Here is a 17,399-nt window from a genome sequence, read left to right as displayed (position 1 = left end):
CACAGCCCTACTCCCCCTCGTCCAGGACAGCGTCGCCGCCCTTGATATGCCGGGCCGGGTTCAGGCCCTGCTCCATCAAGTCGACCGCCCACAGCATCGACTGCACGCCCTCCAGCTTCGCCAGGCCCGGGGTAGGCCCGAGACGGAACCCGCCCGGCTGCGGCTTACCGGACGCCGCGTACGGCAAGAAGCCCAACGGGCTCCGGCCGGGCGAGGGATAGACGACGCAGTCGGACAGCACCGCGAGCGGGTACAGGCCCGTCATCGTCGCCATGTTGCGCAGCTTGCGGTGCATGTTGACCCGGGCCTTACTGATGACGGCGGCGCGGATGTCCGGGCGCCAGGTCGGCCGCTGAAGGGCCGGCCACCGCTCGCCCTCCTTGTAGGACTTGCCCTGCGGGCGCTCCCGCAGCTTCCCGACGCCGCCCTTCACGGTTGCCTTGATGGCCGTGAGCACGGCGGCCATCGCCGGGTCGACCTGCTTGTGCTGCTCCATCGCGGCGAGGAACTGGCGGTCGTCCAGGTCCTTGGTGACACCGAGGTCGGCGAGGGTGTCGACGTACGCGGTCTTGAGCCGGTCGTGCCACGGATCCAAGTACGCGCCGGTTGCTTGGCGCAGATACGCCTCGATCGGGGCGACGTTGTAGCCGAGCTCCTGGGCGTAGGCGACGGTGTGCGTCTGGTACCAGGCCGGGTCTGTCGGGCGCTCCCCGGTCGGCGTGAACGGCGAGGGCAGGCGCGGGTCCAGCTCCACGTGGGACAGGTCCGCCAGCCAACTGCCCGGCACCTTGGGGTTGAACGGCGGGTTCATGAAGTGCACCGGCTCCGACAGGCCGACGACCAGACGGGCCGCGGCCGCGAGGAACGCCGTGTTCAGGTCCAGGCCCACCGCGAAGGGGAGCGTGCACTCCTCATCGGTGAGCAAGTCCACCGACCGCACCCACTGGTACGCCTCCTCATTGAGGAAGCCACCCGCCCAGCCGGAGTCCACGACGACCGGATGCTCGGCGGTGGCCTCCGGCGGCGCCGGGTCCATCGGCTCCGTGCCCAGCGAGCCCGGGTTGTGGCCGGACACCCAGTTCCCGGTCGCTTCGTCCCGTACGGCGCGCGTGGACGGACGCAGCGCCGTCATCAACTCCAGCCCCGACACGGCCGTCGACCCACGCGGGGTGATGACCCGCTGAGCGTAGACGCCGAGGACTTGGGCGATGTCGGCCGGCTCCATGTCCGTCACGCCGGGCCAGGCCCGCTCATCGAGAGCGTCCCAGGACAGGATTGCCAGCTGCACGCACTGCCGCTCGCCCCCTTGGGCCTTGCGGTAGATGCGCGCCCACGGGCCGAACCCGCGCTGCGTCAGCTGCCACTTCGCCCTCACGACCTGCTTCACGACCGGGTGATCCTCGGGCAGGCGCAGCGATCGGCGCTGCTCGTGGCCTTCCAGGCGCTCCGGCAGGCCGAACGTCACGGCCGCGGCGGCGGTGAGCACGATCAGCGGGTCGGAGTCCTTGCCGTAGCGGTTGAGCTTTGCTGCACCGAGGCCGGACTCGCGCAGCGTCCACTCCACCAGCTCCACCACCGTGGTCGCCGGGCAGTCCAGCACGATCCCGTCGACGCCGTACGCGGAACCATCCCCGTCCAGCACCGCGAGCGGGCCGTGGGGGAAGCGCGGGTCCAGCGCGGGCGCGGTGGCCTTCTTCGCGGCCGGGCGGCGCGACGACGCGGGGCGCGCGGCCGACTGTTCGGGCGCGGCCGCCGCGGTGGGGGCCTGTCCCGGTGCGACAGCCCCCGTCTCCGGCGCACGGGTGGCCGGGCCGGTGAACGTGGCCCGCACGGCCGGCTGCGGCGCGACGGCCGGGGCGGGCGCGGTGGGGACGCCGTGCGCGGGGTACTTCGCCGCCCAACCCTTCAGCAGCCGCTGATACGCCTCCAGGCGTGGCGACTTCGGCTCGGAGCGGCCGTTCTCGTAGTTCTTCACCGTCTGCGTCGACGTCTTCAGCGCGACCGCGAGACGGGCCTGGGTGATGCCGGCTGCCTCCCGCAGCCGGGCCCGTTCCGCCGGGGGTGGGAGCTGCGGCTCCTCCTCCAGCAGTGCGTCGACGGACGCGAAAAGCTCTTCCTCTGATGCCATGCGTCTACCTCCACCCCGAACACTAACAGTGTTTATCCGTTTATTTAGCCCGCTTCTTTAACCCTGACTAAGTAGATTTGCGGCGGAGTGTGGACACGGAGCGGGCTGACTGTCGGGTCGCACGTGACCTGACGAATTCGCGTGAGATCTGGCGAAGGCGGTGGGGAGTTCTCATCTGATGTGGCGAGCCTGATCGGGTGACAACTCGATTGCGAAGCGTGGTGGGCGGGGCCCCGGCGAGGGTCGAGGGCTTCGAGGTGGGTTACTTGGGAGGTGACGGGGTGGAACGCCGGGTGCCGCTGGTCAGGGCCGCAGGGGTTCGGTTTGAGGACGGGCGTCCGGTGCGCGAGTTCCCCTCGTACCGCGGGCAGCGGAACTACCCGGGCCTGTATTGGTCTGCGACGGCCGGCATGCACGTCGGGTACGAGTCGTGGCTGGAGCGCGATCACGCGATGGCCCTCGACTTCGACCCGGCTGTGACCGCGTTGACCTCGCAGCCGCTGTGGCTGTTCTGGGCGAACGAACGGGGCAAGTCCCTCTCGCACGCGCCGGACTACTTCGTACGCCGCGCCGACGGCTCGGTGCTGCTGGTGGACTCCCGGCCCGAGAACCGGCGTCCCGCACGGGACTTGGCGAAGTTCGCCGCGACCGAGCGGGCCTACGCCGAGATCGGCTGGAGCTATGCCCTGTGGGGCGAGCTGGACCCGGTGGAGTCCGGGAACCTGCGCTGGCTGGCCGGCTACCGGCACCCGCGCTGCTTCAACGCCGAAGTCGCCGCACGACTGCGGGAGTTCTTCGCGGCCCCGGGACTGCTGATGGAGGGCGCCGAGGAGACCGGCGATCCGATCGCCGTGCTGCCGGTGCTGTTCCACCTGATGTGGCGCCAGGAACTGCTCTGTGACCTGTCGGTTCTGCTCGGTGACCGCACGGTGGTGCACCTCGCGGCGGAGGACATGCGGTGAGGCCGCGTCCGCTGCTGAAGGTCGGGGACCGGGTGGTCTTCGGCGGGCTGGAACACACCGTGGTGGCCGTCGCCGGAACGACGGTGCAGCTGCTGTCGGCCGCTGGTGAGCCCTCGACGGTGCTGGTGGCCTATCTGTTCGCGGCACCGGATTTCGAGGTGATCGGCTCCGCACCGGTGCCGCCGCTGACCTCCCAGGGGTTGCTGGATGGGCTGCCGAAGAAGGTCGCCGAGGCGGCCTGCCGATGGGAACGCCACCTGGTGGAGATCGAGACCGGGCTGCCGCCGGACGCCCCGGCCGGCGCCGTTCCGCGGCCGGAGTATGACCCGGCGTCACGGTCTCTGGCCGAGCAGGGAGAAGGCGAAGGCCGACGAGTTGTCGGCAGCCGGGCAGCGGACGGGCCTGCGCACGATCCAGCGGATGCGCCGACGCTACCGGGAACAGGGGCTGTGGGGTCTGGTCGACGGCCGCTAGCACCAGCTCAAGATCGAACGCACGGCCCCGGTCGACACCTCCGGCGAGCGCATCCCGGTCGTCTACATCGTCACCCCGCCTGCGGTGAAGCCTCGCGACCTGGTGGTCGAACTGGCCGCCTTCCTCGGCCTGCCCTACGCCTCCCGCGAGAGCCCGCAGGCGATCACCCACAACGTGATCTCCGTCCTGCACAAAGTCCGCTGCCGACTGATCGTCGTAGACGAGATCCACAATCTCGACCTCACCACCCGCAACGGTCAGGACGCATCCGACCAGCTGAAATACCTCTTTGAACAGATCCAGGCGACGTTCGTCTACGCAGGCGTCAACGTCACCGAGAACGGCCTGTTCTCCGGCCTGCGCGGCCGCCAGCTCGCCGGACGCTTCATCACCCTCAATACCGGCCCGTTCGAGCACGACACCCCGCAGCAGCGCGAGGACTGGGAACGCGTCGTCCTGACCATGGAATCCACCCTCCGTCTGCACCGGCACACCCCGGGCACCCTCCGCAGGCACGAGCCCTACCTGCACAAACGCACCGGCGGCATGATCGGCAGCCTTGACCAGCTCATCTACGAAGCAGCCAACGACGCTATCGCCGACGGCACCGAAAAGATCACCAAACGGCACCTCGAAGCCGTCGTCCTCGACACCGCTGCCGAGGAGGTCCGCTCATGAAGCGCTGGCAACGCACCGTCCGACCGCTGCCGCTGCGGGCCCGGCCCATGCAGGACGAATCGGTGGTCTCCTTCGTCATGCGGCTCGCCGCCGCGAACGACTTCCCGCCCACGCTCCTGTTCCGCATCATCGGGGACTGCGTCCCCGGCAAGCACGTCCTGCACCGCGACGCCATCCTCAACGCCCCCGCCATAGACCGGCTCGGCATCGTTTCCCGCACCCCGGCCGACCACCTCAGACGAGCACTGCCGGGGCTGAGCCACACCCCCGCATACGTCCCACTCCCGGTCGCGACCCCGACCGTTCGGTTCTTTCGCCTCCCCTATCCGATGCTCGTCTGCCGAACCTGCACGCTTCAGCACGGTCCGGCCACCGCCGTTGCCTGGGAGCACCGCGAGCGCGACTACGCCCGCTACGTCTGCACCACACACCGCCGCTGGATCAACAGCATCCCCCAGTTCCACCTCACCGCGGCCCCCGAGATCGTCACCGCCCAGCACGAGTACGACCACCTCGCCGCCCGCTACGACCAGAGCCAGGCCTTCTCCGGCCTCTTCCAGGCATGGAACGTCACCAGCGGTTGGCTGCAAGAGCGACGTCACACGGCCCTGCTCCAGCGCTGGACGGCCCGCGCCCTGAGCATCGGTGCGACGGGCCCCGGCTCCGCCGCTTCCAGGTTCCCGGAGATGATCCAGCTCGCCGAGCTGCTGGTGGACCCCGACTGGCGGAGCCATGTCGGTCTGTCCGCTGCCTGGCGGCTGCGCGCCGTCTATCGCTACACCGCCCACGCCATCGGCACCGACTACGAAGTCTTAACCGCCGACAACGGCCGTGACGACTCGCTTTGCAAGTGGGTCAAGAATCTGCGCTCCCATTACGCAAGCCGAGCACAGGCACCCACCCGGCGAGCTTGCTCGCTGAGGGGCATCCCGACACCGCCCCTACCCAAAAGTCGCCACCTCGAATGAGAAAGACAACCGATGGAGATCTCACCGCAAATGGCGAGCCCCAGCTCACCGGAGCCACTCGCTCGCCAGCTCAGAAGAGAACCAACAGACTCTGTCGAGTCGCACGTGACCTGACGATTTCGCATGAGATGTCCGGTCTCCGTGATGTCCGGGCAGTCTCAAAGATCTCCGGGCATCTGGCCGGGCGTCCCGCACAAGTCCGGGCACCTCTCGGCATTCGCGCCGGTCGCGAGCGCGGCGACTCTTCCGACCCGACCCACCGCACGAACGACTGCCCGGACTTCTCCGGGACGCAGGGTGCGCTGGGTGTCTCACTCAAGTCCGGGCACCGCAGGTCGAGGAGGCGTTGCACCCGGAGATATCTGCGACCGGACATGAGATCTGGCGAAGGCGGTGGCGAGTTCTCATCTGAGGTGGTGTCCTGTGACAGTCGATCTTCCTCTTTGCCACTGAATCTTGCTCAAGCTCGGCTTGTTGCCACTACGGTTTACTCGATTGGGGGCGAGGTGGCCGGGTGAGCACTGCGGGTGCGTTAGAGCATGACACCGCCGGAGGCGGATTCACGCTCCGGTTCGCCGGTGCTGGAGGCCACGAGCGGGTTGTTCCGTTGGATCAGTGCCATGGGCTGGCGTGGGAGGAAGCGACTCCGGTACGGACGTTTCGCTGGTCGCGCGGACTTGGGCATTTCCCAGGCTGGTGGTGGGCCGCATCGACTGGACGTCATGTGGGGTTCGAGTCGTGGCTGGAACAGGACCGGCTGGTCCTGCTGGACTTCGATCCGGATGTTGTGGGGATCGCTTCGCAGCCGTTCTGGATGCACTGGCATAACGGGAAAGAGAAGCGGCGTCATGCCCCGGACTACTTCGTACGGCTCGCCGACGGCCGTGCTCGCGTGGTCGATGTCCGCGCCGAGGACCAGGTCGACGAGCGGACCGCCGAGGCATTCGCAGCCACCGAGCGGGCCTGTTCGGGGGTCGGCTGGGAGTTCAGGCACGTTGGTGTCCCGGACCCTGCGCTGATGGCGAATCTGCGGTGGCTGGCCCGCTACCGGCATCCGCGCTGCGCCGGCAGACCTGAGATCGCAGCCCGGTTACGGGAGGTGTTCGCAGTGCCGACGCCGTTACTGACGGGAGCCGAGGACGCCGGGGACCGGCTGGCGGTGTTGCCCGTACTGTTTCACCTGATGTGGCGGCAGGAACTGGTGGCCGATCTCGCGCATGAGCGGCTGGGCCCCAGCACACTGGTGCGGGCCGCTGGTTCGGTTGGGGGATCGTGGTGAACGCGGGACATCGGCCGCTGCGGCCTGCCGGAGTGTCGATCGGTGATCGAGTACGAGTGGCCGGGGTCCTGCGCACGGTGATCGCGGTGTCCGGCAAGACCGTGCGTCTGGCGGACACGGACGGCGTGGTCACCGATATCGGCCTGATCGAGTTGTCGGCGGCCGAGGATTTCGAGGTGGTACGCGCGTCGTCGCGGACGCCGGTTCCGCCGGCGACGCCGTTGGAGGGTCTGCCGGAGGCAGTGGCGGCGGAGGCGTTGTGGTGGGAACAGCACATCGTGGAGGTGTTGCGCGGGGTTCCGCCGCAGGCGCCTCCAGGCACGAGGCCGAAGCCGGAGTACGACCCGGCGGTGGTGTCGCTGACCCGCCGTGAGCTGGCGAAGGCGGCGGAACTGACCGCTGCGGGGCGGCCGGTGACGGCGAGTGCGATCGCCAAGCGTCGCCGCCGCTATGAGGCCCGCGGAGTGGTCGGGATGGCCGACCACCGGTCCGGCAAGCCCGTCAGCGCGCACGGCCGGGTGGACCCGCTGGTGGTGGAGGCGATGCAGAGGGCGGTCGCCGAGGCCGCCCAGGGTTCCACCCGGACTGCGACTTATCTGTTCTGGAGGACCGGTCAGATCCTGGAGGCGGATCACGGCCGAGGCTCGGTGGAGTTGCCGTCTCAGCGCAGTCTCTACCGGCTGCTGGAGAAGCTGTCGGCGGGCAAGCACACCACCGGATCGGCCCGCACCCGCCGGTCGCTGGCGGACCGGCCCGACGGGCCGTTCGGCGAACGAAGTGCGGCGGCGCCGGGCGAGTTGATGCAGATGGACTCCACCCCGCTGGACGTGCTGGTCCGCCTGGACGACGGGGTCCCCGCCCGGGTTGATCTGACCGGCATGATCGATGTCGCGACCAGGAGCCTGACCGCAGCGGTGCTGCGGCCGACGACCAAGTCCGTGGACGCCAGCGTGTTGCTGGCCCGCACCGTCACCCCCGAGCCGATGCGGCCCGGCTGGGCACAGGCGCTGGCGATGTCACGCTCGGCGTTGCCGTTCAGGCGGTTGCTGGATATCGACGCGCGTCTGGAGCACGCCGCGGCTCGGCCGGTCATCGTGCCCGAGACCATCGTGGTCGACCAGGGGACGGTGTTCATCTCCCGCAACTTCCGGGCCTCCTGCAACTTCCTGGGCATCAACTTCCAGCCGGTGCACGATGCATCGGGCTGGGAGAAGGGCCACATCGAGCGGATGCTGGGTTCGGTCGGAACTTTGTTCGCCCAGTTCGTGGCCGGTTACACCGGCTTCAACGCCGAGCGCCGTGGCCGGCACGTCGAACAACAGCCGCTCTGGTCCTTGCTGGAGCTGCAGGAACTCCTGGACGAGTGGATCGTGGTCTGGCAGAGCCGGCCCCACGACGGACTGCGCGACCCCCTACACCCGGGGCGGATGTTCAGCCCGAACGAGAAGTACGCCGCTCTCGTCGAGACGGCCGGTTATGTCCCGGTCGCATTGTCGGCTGATGACTACATCGAGCTGCTGCCCGCGACCTGGCGGGCGATCAACGCCTACGGCGTGAAGATCAAACACCGGACCTACGACGACCAGGCCCTCAACCCGCTGCGGCAGCAGCGGTCGGGCGTCAAGGATCGCAAGGATCTGTGGGAGATCCACTACGACCCCTACGACGTGTCCCGCATCTGGGTCCGTGACCATGGCAGGGGCGGCTGGATCACCCTGTTCTGGAAACAACTGCACCGCGTCGCCGCCCCGTTCGGCGAACTGGCCTGGGACCACACCCGCCACACCCTGCCCGGAGCGAGCGAGGAGCAACTCGCCGATGCCGTCGCCGACCTGCTGCGACGCGCCCATCAGGGACCCGCTGACCGCGGTGACACAGGCAGCAGAGCCGGACTCAGCCGCCGGGACCGGCGTGTCGCCGCCCGCACCAAATCCAGTCCGCCATCCACCCCGATCGCGCCCGAGGCACCCCCTGCCGACCGGGTTGCCGACAGAGAAACGGGCCAGGCCGACGACGTTCCCGAGGAGAACATCGCCAAGGTGATACCGATGCCGATCTTCGACCCGTTCACCGAAGCGGACAAGCGGTGGTGAGTCAGGGGCCGGGGCGGGGTGGGGATCCCGCAGATGGGTACGGGCATCTGCAGCTGACCACCCTGCCGGGGTGGCGCGGGTTCGTCACCGAGATACCCGCAGTGCCGGAGCTGCTGCCCGAGGCGGTCTGGTCGGCTCTCGCGGACGACAAACGAGTCTGCTACGACGATGACCGCATCGACCACCATTCACAGTTGCTGGTGGTCCAGACTCCCACGATCCGCCAGGTCATCACCTCGGGCCGCAGCCTGATCCAGATGAACAAGAACGCCCACTACGGACGATGCGGCCTGATGGTGTCCGGCCCCGCCAGAACCGGCAAGACCACCGCGCTCACCCAACTCGGCAAGACCGTCGAGGTGATCCACCGACGGCGGCACCCGAACTCCTCCAGCGACATCCCGGTCATCTACATCACCGTCCCACCCGCCGCCACCCCCAAGATGATCGCCATGGAGTTCGCCCGGTTCTTCGACCTGCCGATCTCCACCAGAAGCAACATCACCGACATCGCCGACGCAGTCTGCGGCGTCAGTACGGACGCCCACGTGACCCTCGTTGCGGTCGACGAACTCCACAACCTCAACACCGCCACACGCGCCGGCGCCGAAGCCTCCGACACCCTGAAGTACTTCTCCGAACGCATCCCGGTCACCTTCGTCTACGCCGGAATCAGCCTGGAACGGACCGGACTGCTCTCCGGCGCCCGCGGAGAACAGATCGCCGGCCGGTTCGGGATGGTCCGCACCGGACCGTTCGGCCAGAACCAGCAGTGGACCGCGCTGATCGCAGCCCTGGAGGACAGTCTTAGGCTCCACCGCCACCGGCCCGGCGCCCTCACCAGACTCGACCGCTACCTGCACCAGCGCACCCACGGGATGATCGGAAGCCTGCTCTGGTTGATCCGCGGCGCGGCCATCAGCGCCGTCCTGGACGGCACCGAGAAGATCACCAAGAAGGCCCTCGACGCCGTCGACGCCGACTTCACTTCCCAGTCCCCGCGGCCACCCGCCGCGTGATCGACACCCATGCTGCCCCGAGAACGAGCCGAGAAGATCCTCACCCTGCACGCAGCCGGATGGCCAGTGCAGGCCATCGCTGACCACATCGGCCACAGCCACCAAACCATCCGCGACTACATCAACGGCCGCAGAACGCCCGGGACTCGGGCCCCACGGCCAAGCCTGCTCACCGAACCCCTCGCCAGCTACTGCCGCCAGCGACTCACCGAGGATCCGCACCTGCGGACCAGTGTCCTGTTCAAAGAAGTAGCCGACCTCGGCTTCCAGGGAAGCCGGGCAACCCTCTACCGCGAACTGGACCGCCGCCTGCTGGTCCTGGCCGACCGCCGCAAGACCAACTCACAGGAGGAGGATCCCCCGGTCCCATCCGAGATGTCCCGCACACTCGCCCGCAGGCACGAGCGGACACCGGTGCTGCCACAGCCAGTCGCCCCGATCGCAGGAGAAACCCTCAACTCCTACCTGGCCCGGATCGCCCAGGCCAACCACCTCACCGTCACCGAGGTACTGGCAGTACTGCCCACCTGGTTCGCCACGAAGACCAACAACATCGACGACCGAGCCCAGCACCACATGCTCGCCCCCGCAGCCACCCAGGCCCTGCACGAACTCGCTCACCTCACCAGCACCACTTCCGCCAGCCTTGCCCACGCGCTCCCCGCCTTCGGCACCGACGAAAGCCCTGTCCGGGCCACGACCGCCTGCCACCGGTGCACTGCCCGCCTCGGCATCCGCCAGCCCGTCCCCGTCCACCTCCCGATTCACCACAAGGTCTGCACACAGCACGGAATCTGGCTCAGCGATCTCGGAGAACCCCACCTCGACCTCTCCATATGCCCTGAGATCACCACCGCCCAACGCCGGGCGAACCGACTCCTACGCCGCTTCACACCCCAGCAACTCACCCTCGCCCACCAAACTGCGGTCGAAGCCGTCCCGCCCTGGCCGGCCTCCCCAGCCGCCGTCCCGCACCACTGGAAATACCGGCTCCTCGCACTGCAGACCCACAATCACCACCGCGGCATCCCGACCGAACTCGACACCTACTCACACGCCGCGATCTACCCCGACGCCATCGAACTCGCCGCAGCAGTACTCGCCAAGCATCCTCACGATCCAGCAAGATCCACTGGCGAAGACTCTCCGCATCTCCGAACGATGGCACCCGCGGTTCACGGCCACTTCGCCACTCAAGATTCCTCGCCGCAGGTCAGAGCGACCGCGTCAGGGACGACTCGGTGACACAGGACAGGTGGCGAGCCCGGTGGGGTGACAACTCGATTGCGAAGTATGAGGGGCGGGGCTCCGGCGAGGGTCGAGGGCTTCGAGGTGGCTTACATACGAGGTGACGGGGTGGAACGCCGGGTGCCGTTGGCCAGGGCCGCAGGGGTGCGGTTCGAGGACGGGCGTCCGGTCTGGAGCGCGATCACGCGATGGCTCTCGACTTCGATCCGGCTGTGACCGCGTTGGCCTCGCAGCCGCTGTGGCTGTTCTGGGAGAACGAGCGGGGCAAGGCCGTCTCGCACGCGCCGGATTACTTCGTGCGTCGCTCTGATGGCTCGGTGCTGCTGGTGGACTCCCGGCCTGAGAACCGGCGTCCGGCACGGGACTTGGCGAAGTTCGCCGCGACCGGTCGGGCCTGCACCTAGTAGGACTCCGTTAGGTTGCTCTGGCTCTGGGGTTTTGGCTGGTGGTGGATGTTCTGGGCAGGGGGCGGTGGCAGGTGGTGCAGGTGCCGGTCCAGCAGTTCAGCAGGTCCTGGATGGCGTCGAGGGTCTGGTAGAGGGTGAGTTGGCTGTATCGGCTTTTGGGGCCAGTCGCTGTTCGGTGAGGAACGCGTGGGCGGCGGTGACCAGGGTGACGTGGTGATGCCAGCCGTTCCAGGAACGTCCCTCGAAGTGGTCCAGGCCGAGGCCGTGCTTGAGTTCCCGGTAGTCGTGCTCGATGCGCCAGCGGATCTTCGCCAGGCGGACCAGTTCGGCGATTGGGGTGTCTGCGGGCAGGTTGGACAGCCAGTAGCCGGTGGGTGCTTCGGCGCCGTCGGGCCATTCGGCCAGCAGTGTGACCTCAGGCAGGACGCCGTCCCAGTGGCCGTGTGAGGCGAGGGCGGCGGCCTGGGCGAGGCGTTTGGATTTGATCCCGGCGGGCCGCACCTGCAGGGACAGGAAGTGTGAGCGCAGCGGTCCGCGGGATCCTTCCCGCCAGGTCACCTCGGTGAAGGCCTGCCGTCCGTGGCCGGCCACCAGCGCGGCCACCGGAGTCGGCCTGTCGCGGTAGCGGGGCTGCGGCTTGCGGCCGTTGCCGGACCAGGTGGGGGCCATGGGCATCGCATCATGCGGGTGGACGGTCACATCCGAGCGGATCGCCACCACGTAGTCGATGCTGCGATGTTCCAGGCCGTCGCGGAAGTCGGCGTTCTGTCCGTAGCCGGCGTCGGCCACCAAAACCGGAGGCACCAGACCCCATCCGGCCAGCTCATCGATGGTGTCCAGGGCCAGACGCCACTTCTCCCGGTGCCCGATCTCGTCGGGCATCCCGGTCTTGCGCCGGCGAACCGGATCGTGCGCCCACTCCTCAGGCACGAACAGGCGCCATTGCAGCGGACAGGACGCCGTGTCGGAGACCGCGTGCACACTCACTGCGACCTGGCAGTTGGCCTGCTTGCCCAGCGCCCCGCAGTACTGGTGGGCGACCGCCACCGACATCTTCCCGTCCTTGGGAAACGACACGTCATCGACCGCCCACGCGTCCGGACCGACCAGCGGCACCATCCGCTGCGCAATCCGCCGCCGCACCGGCAGCGGATCCCACGTCGACTGGTTCACGAACTGCTGCAGATTCTGCTCGTTGCCGTCCGGCAGCCGCTGCGCCATGGCCTGGATGGACTTGCGGCGACCGTCCACCATCAGTCCCCGCAGATAGCAGTCGCTCTTGGCCCGCTGGTCCTTGCGCGGCACCGAGGCGAACACATCAGCCACGAATAACGCCAACTTCGCCCGAGCCCGGTTCACTTCATGTGTATCCACACCTTCAGCGTTCCCCCAAACAGGACCGACAGGCAGACATAACGGAGTCCTACTAGTGCCGTATCAGGCAACGTTCGCCCTGTTGACTACCTTGCGCAGGCGTTCGTCGGCGGCGTGCTTGTTCCGCCAGATGATGTAGCGGCGGATCATGCTGCCCTGCTCCTTGTGGCTGGCATGGTCGGTGCCGTCGAGTGCGAAGTAGCGCAGGGCGGTGAACTGGGCCTCGATGCGGTTGAGCCAGGAGCTGTTGGTCGGGGTGTAGGCGAATTCGACGTTGTTGGCCGTGGCCCAGTCGCCGACGCGGGTGTCCTTCTTGGTGGTCAGGTGCGGGGAGAAGTTGTCGAGCACGATCGCGATCCGGGTCTCGGCCGGGTAGAGGCTGCGCAGGTAGCGGCAGAACTCCAGGAACCTCGTCCGGTTCTTCTTCGGCTTGATGTGGCCGTAGAGCCTGTCCCGGGCCAGGTCATAGGCGGCGAAGAGGTGGCGGACGCCGTGCGGGCGGGTGTAGGTGGCCCGTCGGCGGGGGCGGGGTTCCCGGTCGGGGTCCTTGTGCTTCCCGCCGCGCTCGGTCCACTGCCGGCCGGGGTGAGGCTGGAGGTTGAGCGGGCCGAACTCGTCAAGGCAGAAGACGACTTCTGGTTCGCCATCGTCGGGTATGACCTCGCCGTCGGCGATGGCGTAGAGGTGCTCGACGCGCGCTTTCTTGGCGGCGTAGTCGGGGTCGCGGGAGGTCTTCCAGGTCTTTATGCGTTGAAACGAGACGCCCTCCTCACGGAGCAGAACCCGAAGGCCCTCGTGGCTGATGTCGTCGACCACCCCCTCGGCGACCAGGAAGTCGGCCAGCTTGGCCAGGCTCCAGGTCGAAAACGGCAGGCCGTGCTCGGCGGGCTTGGACTTGGCGGTCTTCTTGATCTCCCGGCGTTCGGGGAGAGTGAAGGTCTTGGGCCGACCGCCCTTGTACTTCGGGTAGAGCGAGTCGAAGCCGTCGGTGTTGAAGTTGTGGATCACGTCCCGGACTCGGTCCGCGCTGGTGAATGTCACCTCGGCGATCTTCGCCACGGGCATGCCCTGCGCGGACAGCAGCACCATCTGGGCCCGCCGCCAGGTCACCACCGACCCCGTGCCTCTACGGATGATCCGCAGCAGGCGCTGCCCCTCGTCGTCATCGATCTCACGGACGCGTACTCGTTCTGCCACCCAGACAGCTTGGCCGACACCGCGCCGTCCGGACCAGCATCCGAACGGCGCGTCACATCACCACAGGGCAAAGGTTCTCTGATGCGGCACTAGTAGGTCGTCGCTGCTTAGTTGTGTCATGTCTGGGAGGCTGGTATCTGTCAGATCCTTCTCGCTTGTCAGACAGGGCTGTTGTTATGGGTTCGCAGAAGAAGCGGCCGGTCAGGCTGACCACGCAGGACCGTGAGGAATTGGTCCGGGTGACCACGACGGGTGTTCGCGGAGCTTCGATGATCATGCGTGCGCGGGTGCTGCTCGCGCTGGACACCTCGGTGGGTGAGGTGGACTCCAAAGAGGCGATCGCGACCCGGCTCGGCGTCTCCGGTGAGACGTTGCGGCTGGTCGCCAAGCGTTTCGCCGAGACCGGTGGCGATGTTCACGCCACGATCGCACGGAAGAAACGCGACCTGCCGCCGGTGCCCTCGCCGGTGACCGGCGAGGTCGAAGCCCGGCTGATCGCGATGGCATGCTCCCAGCCGCCCTCAGGCTATGCGCGGTGGTCGCTGCGACTACTGGAGAAGCACGTCGCACTGGTTGAGGACATCCCCGATCTGGACCACTCCACCATCGGCCGGATCCTAAAAAAACGGAACTGCGCCCTCACCTGAAGAAGTGCTGGACCATCCCACCACGAGCGAACGCACAGTTCGCAGCCCGGATGGAAGACGTCCTCGCCGTCTATGCCCGACCCTACGACCCGGCACGTCCGGTGGTGTGCATGGACGAAAAGCCCTACCAGCTCCTCGACCACGTCCGCGGCCCAATCCCCGCCCGACCCGGCCGCGACGCGTGCCAGGACAGCGAGTACATCCGCTGCGGCACCTGCTCCGTCTTCGTATGGACCGAACCCCTGCGCGGATGGCGTCGAGTTCAGGCACTGACCCGGCGGACCCGGATCGACTGGGCCGGCCAGGTCAAGCAGCTACTGACGGTGGACCACCCCGACGCCGCGACCGTGGTGCTGGTGATGGACAACCTCAACACCCACACCATCGCCTCCCTGTACGAGGCATTCGAACCGGAGGAAGCCTTCGCCCTGGCCCAGCGCCTCGAGATCCACCACACGCCCAAGCACGGCTCCTGGCTCAACATCGCCGAGATCGAACTCTCCGCGCTGACCCGGCAATGCCTCGACCGCCGGATCGGCGACCTCGACACACTCAACACCGAACTCTCGGCCTGGCAGAACGCCACCAACACCGACCAACGCCAAGTGGACTGGCAGTTCACCACCCATGACGCACGCATCAAACTGCGCCACCTTTATCCCAAGAATTAGCCACGACAGTCTACTAGATCGGCTGGAGCTATGCCCCGTGGGGCGAGCTGGACCCGGTGGAGGCCGTGAATCTGCGCTGGCTCGCCGGTTACCGGCATCTGCGCTGCTTCAATGCCGAAGTCGCCGCACGGCTGCGGGAGTTCTTCGCGGCGCCGGGACGGCTCATGGAGGGCGCTGAGGAAGCCGGCGATCCGATCGCCGTGCTGCCGGTGCTCTTTCACCTGATGTGGCGCCAGGAACTTCTCAGCGACTTGTCGGTGCTGCTCGGTGACCGCGCGGCGGAGGACGGGCGGTGAGGCCGCGCCCGCTGCTGAAGGTCGGGGACCGGGTGGTCTTCGTCGGCCTGGAGCACACCGTGGTGGCCGTCGCCGGAACGACGGTGCAGCTGCTGTCGGCTGCTGGTGAGCCGTCGACGGTGCTGGTGGCCTATCTGTTCGCGGCGCCGGATTTCGAGGTGGTCGGCTCAGCGCCGGTGCCGCCGCTGACCTTCCAGGGGCTGCTGGAAGGGCTGCCGAAGAAGGTCGCCGAGGCGGCCTGCCGGTGGGAACACTGCCTGGTGGAGATCGAGACCGGGCTGCCGCCGGAGCGCGAGTAAGTGGCTGGACACGATCACCGCTCAAGCACGCAGCGCCCAGGCGAAGGTGTTCTCCGTGAGCGTGCCGTGAGTCACCCCGCAACTTCGGAACAGGCGCACGAGCACCTGCTGTCCCCAGCGATCGAGGGCATTGAGCGGGAAGGCTGGACGCTGGACAGCATGAGCACGTACAGCGCTTCCTCGGCCTACGAAGGTCCCGCCTTCTGGGCATTGTTGGTCTTCCGCACGGCCTACCGCGGGCACGCCCGTGCACTGCCCCAAGACCGACCTCTGCCTTCCGGACCGGCTGAGCGCGCCCGCTCTCCGGTTCGCCTTCGACCGCAGCCCCTCCAGCTTCGCCGCCACCAGCTCCACCCCCAGCCTCCCGGCAACCTCCTTACAAGCCAGCGGCGTTGACGAAGACGCCAGGACCTCCACAATCCGCTGATACTCCGCGGACAGCACCGTCACCTGACACCCCTCACTAAACGCCGGAACCACCGCGCCCTTCGACGGCGACGGCGACGGCGACGGCGACGGCGACGGGGCAGCGTTCTGTGCGACCGGCACCGCGCCTTCTTCCGCCTGGGCGCCTGCGGTCGGATCAGCGAGAACCTCCACCAGGGCCTCCCGCGCAATCACGAACCGCTCCCAAAAACGCTCCGCATCCCGCAACTCGGCCAGAACCCGGTCGGCTTCCTCACGCAGCACCTCCACCCGCTGCCGAGCCCCGCGCTCCCGTTCCTCCAACAAACCGACGACCGACGCCACCGAGCACCTCCACAACCAGCACGACACGATGAGTCCTGTCTGCCACAGAACCAGCCACACCATGCCTGACCAGCGGAAAGTCAGCGATCAAGTACGGAAAGACAACAGCTTCTGAGCAGGCGCCTGATCTCGAAGGCGGTGAAGCGGACGGGGGCGGGCGGGCTGCTGGGATCAGGCGGGTCCCCCTCTCTCGGCTACGGGCGCTGCCGGCGGGGGCCGGCCGTAGCGGGTCCGGGCCGGCGGGCCGTTCTCGCGGGCGGTGGCTGCGTCGCAGCCGGCCAGGAACGCGGCGGCCAGCTGGGCGAGGGTGACGTGCCGGTACCAGCCGTGGAAGGAGCGGACCTCGTAGTCAGCCATCCCGCAGGCGGACTTCGCCAGCTTGATCGCCTCTTCCACCCGCCGGCGCGCACCCGGCACCAAAACGATCTCCTCGACCGGGGTGTCGGTCGGGCCCCGGCCCAGGTAGTAGTCGCGTTTGCCGGGATCCTCCAGGCGGCGTCGCGCGAGCTGTCCGCGTCCGGCCGCCATCCGCAGGGCCGTCACCGGCCGCTCGGCCCGGTGGTGATCGGCCATGGCCCAGCCGATCACCTCCCGCATCGCGAGATCGATGCAGGACGCCAGATAGGCCTTACCCTCGGCGGTGACGAGCTCGGTCATGTCGCCGACCAGCCGTATCCCGGGGCGCGATGCGGTGAAGTCCCGCCGGACGAGGTCCACGGCGAGCGCTTCCGCCGCCCTCACGCCAGGCCCGATGCCACAGACCGGCCGCCTGCCGGGTCACGCCGAGCACTTCCGCGACCTGACCGGCCGCATTTCTTATTCGAACAAATCCGCTGCCTGCAACCGCCGCCGCTCCAGCTCAGCTGGGCTCCGGCGAGTTCGAGTCCTCATGGATCCGTTATGCCGCAC

18 protein-coding genes are annotated in these 17,399 nt (G+C 68.0%); 13 read left to right on the top strand and 5 right to left on the bottom strand.

Features of this window, described 5'->3' with window-relative positions:
* Positions 1–7: 7 nt before the first annotated feature.
* Positions 8–2,128, bottom strand: a complete 2,121-nt coding sequence (tap, locus tag OG331_RS50425) for a telomere-associated protein Tap (RefSeq protein WP_406191017.1) — start codon at positions 2,126–2,128, stop codon at positions 8–10.
* Positions 2,129–2,394: 266 nt separating this feature from the next.
* On the opposite strand from tap, the gene OG331_RS50420 reads away from it, so the two are divergent.
* The 9 genes from OG331_RS50420 to OG331_RS50380 all read left to right on the top strand — a co-directional run bounded on the left by OG331_RS50420 (position 2,395) and on the right by OG331_RS50380 (position 11,253).
* The gene (locus tag OG331_RS50420) at positions 2,395–3,090 is read left to right on the top strand and encodes a TnsA-like heteromeric transposase endonuclease subunit (RefSeq protein WP_406191019.1); all 696 of its coding nucleotides are present in this window, start codon (positions 2,395–2,397) and stop codon (positions 3,088–3,090) included.
* Between the two features lie 321 nt (positions 3,091–3,411).
* On the top strand, positions 3,412–3,564 hold the full coding sequence (locus OG331_RS50415; RefSeq protein ID WP_406191022.1) for a hypothetical protein: 153 nt from the start codon (positions 3,412–3,414) through the stop codon (positions 3,562–3,564).
* Positions 3,565–3,576: 12 nt separating this feature from the next.
* Positions 3,577–4,242: a TniB family NTP-binding protein gene (locus OG331_RS50410; protein WP_406209596.1), complete on the top strand. Its 666-nt coding sequence runs from the start codon at positions 3,577–3,579 to the stop codon at positions 4,240–4,242.
* A complete protein-coding gene (locus tag OG331_RS50405) occupies positions 4,239–5,210 on the top strand; it encodes a hypothetical protein (RefSeq protein ID WP_406191023.1) in 972 nt (323 codons plus the stop codon). Before OG331_RS50410 ends, OG331_RS50405 begins: the two co-directional genes overlap by 4 nt.
* A 607-nt stretch (positions 5,211–5,817) precedes the next feature.
* Positions 5,818–6,489: a TnsA-like heteromeric transposase endonuclease subunit gene (locus tag OG331_RS50400; protein ID WP_406209599.1), complete on the top strand. Its 672-nt coding sequence runs from the start codon at positions 5,818–5,820 to the stop codon at positions 6,487–6,489.
* 542 nt (positions 6,490–7,031) lie between these two features.
* The gene (locus OG331_RS50395) at positions 7,032–8,582 is read left to right on the top strand and encodes a Mu transposase C-terminal domain-containing protein (RefSeq protein WP_406209602.1); all 1,551 of its coding nucleotides are present in this window, start codon (positions 7,032–7,034) and stop codon (positions 8,580–8,582) included.
* The gene (locus tag OG331_RS50390) at positions 8,576–9,601 is read left to right on the top strand and encodes a TniB family NTP-binding protein (protein ID WP_406191024.1); all 1,026 of its coding nucleotides are present in this window, start codon (positions 8,576–8,578) and stop codon (positions 9,599–9,601) included. Before OG331_RS50395 ends, OG331_RS50390 begins: the two co-directional genes overlap by 7 nt.
* A 9-nt stretch (positions 9,602–9,610) precedes the next feature.
* Positions 9,611–10,846 (top strand): TniQ family protein, encoded by a 1,236-nt coding sequence (locus tag OG331_RS50385; protein WP_406191026.1) that lies wholly within the window; start codon positions 9,611–9,613, stop codon positions 10,844–10,846.
* Between the two features lie 191 nt (positions 10,847–11,037).
* On the top strand, positions 11,038–11,253 hold the full coding sequence (locus tag OG331_RS50380) for a hypothetical protein (RefSeq protein ID WP_406191029.1): 216 nt from the start codon (positions 11,038–11,040) through the stop codon (positions 11,251–11,253).
* 99 nt (positions 11,254–11,352) lie between these two features.
* Here OG331_RS50380 and OG331_RS50375 read toward each other — a convergent pair whose 3' ends face one another.
* Both OG331_RS50375 and OG331_RS50370 read right to left on the bottom strand, forming a co-directional pair.
* A complete protein-coding gene (locus OG331_RS50375; protein ID WP_406190343.1) occupies positions 11,353–12,630 on the bottom strand; it encodes an IS701 family transposase in 1,278 nt (425 codons plus the stop codon).
* Positions 12,631–12,693: 63 nt separating this feature from the next.
* Positions 12,694–13,827 carry an IS630 family transposase gene (locus tag OG331_RS50370; protein ID WP_406191032.1) on the bottom strand — a complete coding sequence of 378 codons (1,134 nt, stop codon included), beginning with the start codon at positions 13,825–13,827 and terminating at the stop codon, positions 12,694–12,696.
* A gap of 269 nt (positions 13,828–14,096) precedes the next feature.
* On the opposite strand from OG331_RS50370, the gene OG331_RS50365 reads away from it, so the two are divergent.
* From OG331_RS50365 to OG331_RS50350, 4 genes are read left to right on the top strand one after another with little or no spacing between them, the layout of a single operon-like run.
* The gene (locus OG331_RS50365; RefSeq protein WP_406191034.1) at positions 14,097–14,474 is read left to right on the top strand and encodes a helix-turn-helix domain-containing protein; all 378 of its coding nucleotides are present in this window, start codon (positions 14,097–14,099) and stop codon (positions 14,472–14,474) included.
* Entirely contained in the window at positions 14,459–15,145 is a 687-nt protein-coding gene (locus OG331_RS50360; RefSeq protein WP_406210861.1) for an IS630 family transposase, read from the top strand. The genes OG331_RS50365 and OG331_RS50360 overlap by 16 nt, the downstream gene beginning before the upstream one ends.
* 17 nt (positions 15,146–15,162) lie before the next feature.
* Positions 15,163–15,441: a TnsA-like heteromeric transposase endonuclease subunit gene (locus OG331_RS50355; protein WP_406209608.1), complete on the top strand. Its 279-nt coding sequence runs from the start codon at positions 15,163–15,165 to the stop codon at positions 15,439–15,441.
* Positions 15,438–15,740: a hypothetical protein gene (locus tag OG331_RS50350; protein WP_406191036.1), complete on the top strand. Its 303-nt coding sequence runs from the start codon at positions 15,438–15,440 to the stop codon at positions 15,738–15,740. The genes OG331_RS50355 and OG331_RS50350 overlap by 4 nt, the downstream gene beginning before the upstream one ends.
* Positions 15,741–15,761: 21 nt before the next feature.
* On the opposite strand, the gene OG331_RS50345 is transcribed toward OG331_RS50350, so the two are convergent.
* Together OG331_RS50345 and OG331_RS50340 are read right to left on the bottom strand one after the other, a co-directional pair.
* A complete protein-coding gene (locus OG331_RS50345; protein WP_406191039.1) occupies positions 15,762–16,490 on the bottom strand; it encodes a hypothetical protein in 729 nt (242 codons plus the stop codon).
* Between the two features lie 171 nt (positions 16,491–16,661).
* Positions 16,662–17,231, bottom strand: coding sequence for a hypothetical protein (locus OG331_RS50340; protein ID WP_406191042.1), 570 nt, complete (start codon positions 17,229–17,231; stop codon positions 16,662–16,664).
* Positions 17,232–17,399 lie beyond the last annotated feature (168 nt).

The organism is Streptomyces sp. NBC_01017 (genome assembly GCF_045162795.1).
GTDB classification, from domain to species: domain Bacteria; phylum Actinomycetota; class Actinomycetes; order Streptomycetales; family Streptomycetaceae; genus Streptomyces; species Streptomyces machairae.
This window is presented reverse-complemented; position numbering and strand designations above follow the sequence as displayed.

What these genes read in the sequence shown, in the direction of transcription:
- tap (WP_406191017.1), bottom strand. Translation starts at nt 2,128, where the DNA reads ATGGCATCAGAGGAAGAGCTTTTCGCGTCCGTCGACGCACTGCTGGAG.
- OG331_RS50415 (WP_406191022.1), top strand. Translation starts at nt 3,412, where the DNA reads ATGACCCGGCGTCACGGTCTCTGGCCGAGCAGGGAGAAGGCGAAGGCC.
- OG331_RS50405 (WP_406191023.1), top strand. Translation starts at nt 4,239, where the DNA reads ATGAAGCGCTGGCAACGCACCGTCCGACCGCTGCCGCTGCGGGCCCGG.
- OG331_RS50395 (WP_406209602.1), top strand. Translation starts at nt 7,032, where the DNA reads ATGCAGAGGGCGGTCGCCGAGGCCGCCCAGGGTTCCACCCGGACTGCG.
- OG331_RS50385 (WP_406191026.1), top strand. Translation starts at nt 9,611, where the DNA reads ATGCTGCCCCGAGAACGAGCCGAGAAGATCCTCACCCTGCACGCAGCC.
- OG331_RS50380 (WP_406191029.1), top strand. Translation starts at nt 11,038, where the DNA reads ATGGCTCTCGACTTCGATCCGGCTGTGACCGCGTTGGCCTCGCAGCCG.
- OG331_RS50365 (WP_406191034.1), top strand. Translation starts at nt 14,097, where the DNA reads ATGATCATGCGTGCGCGGGTGCTGCTCGCGCTGGACACCTCGGTGGGT.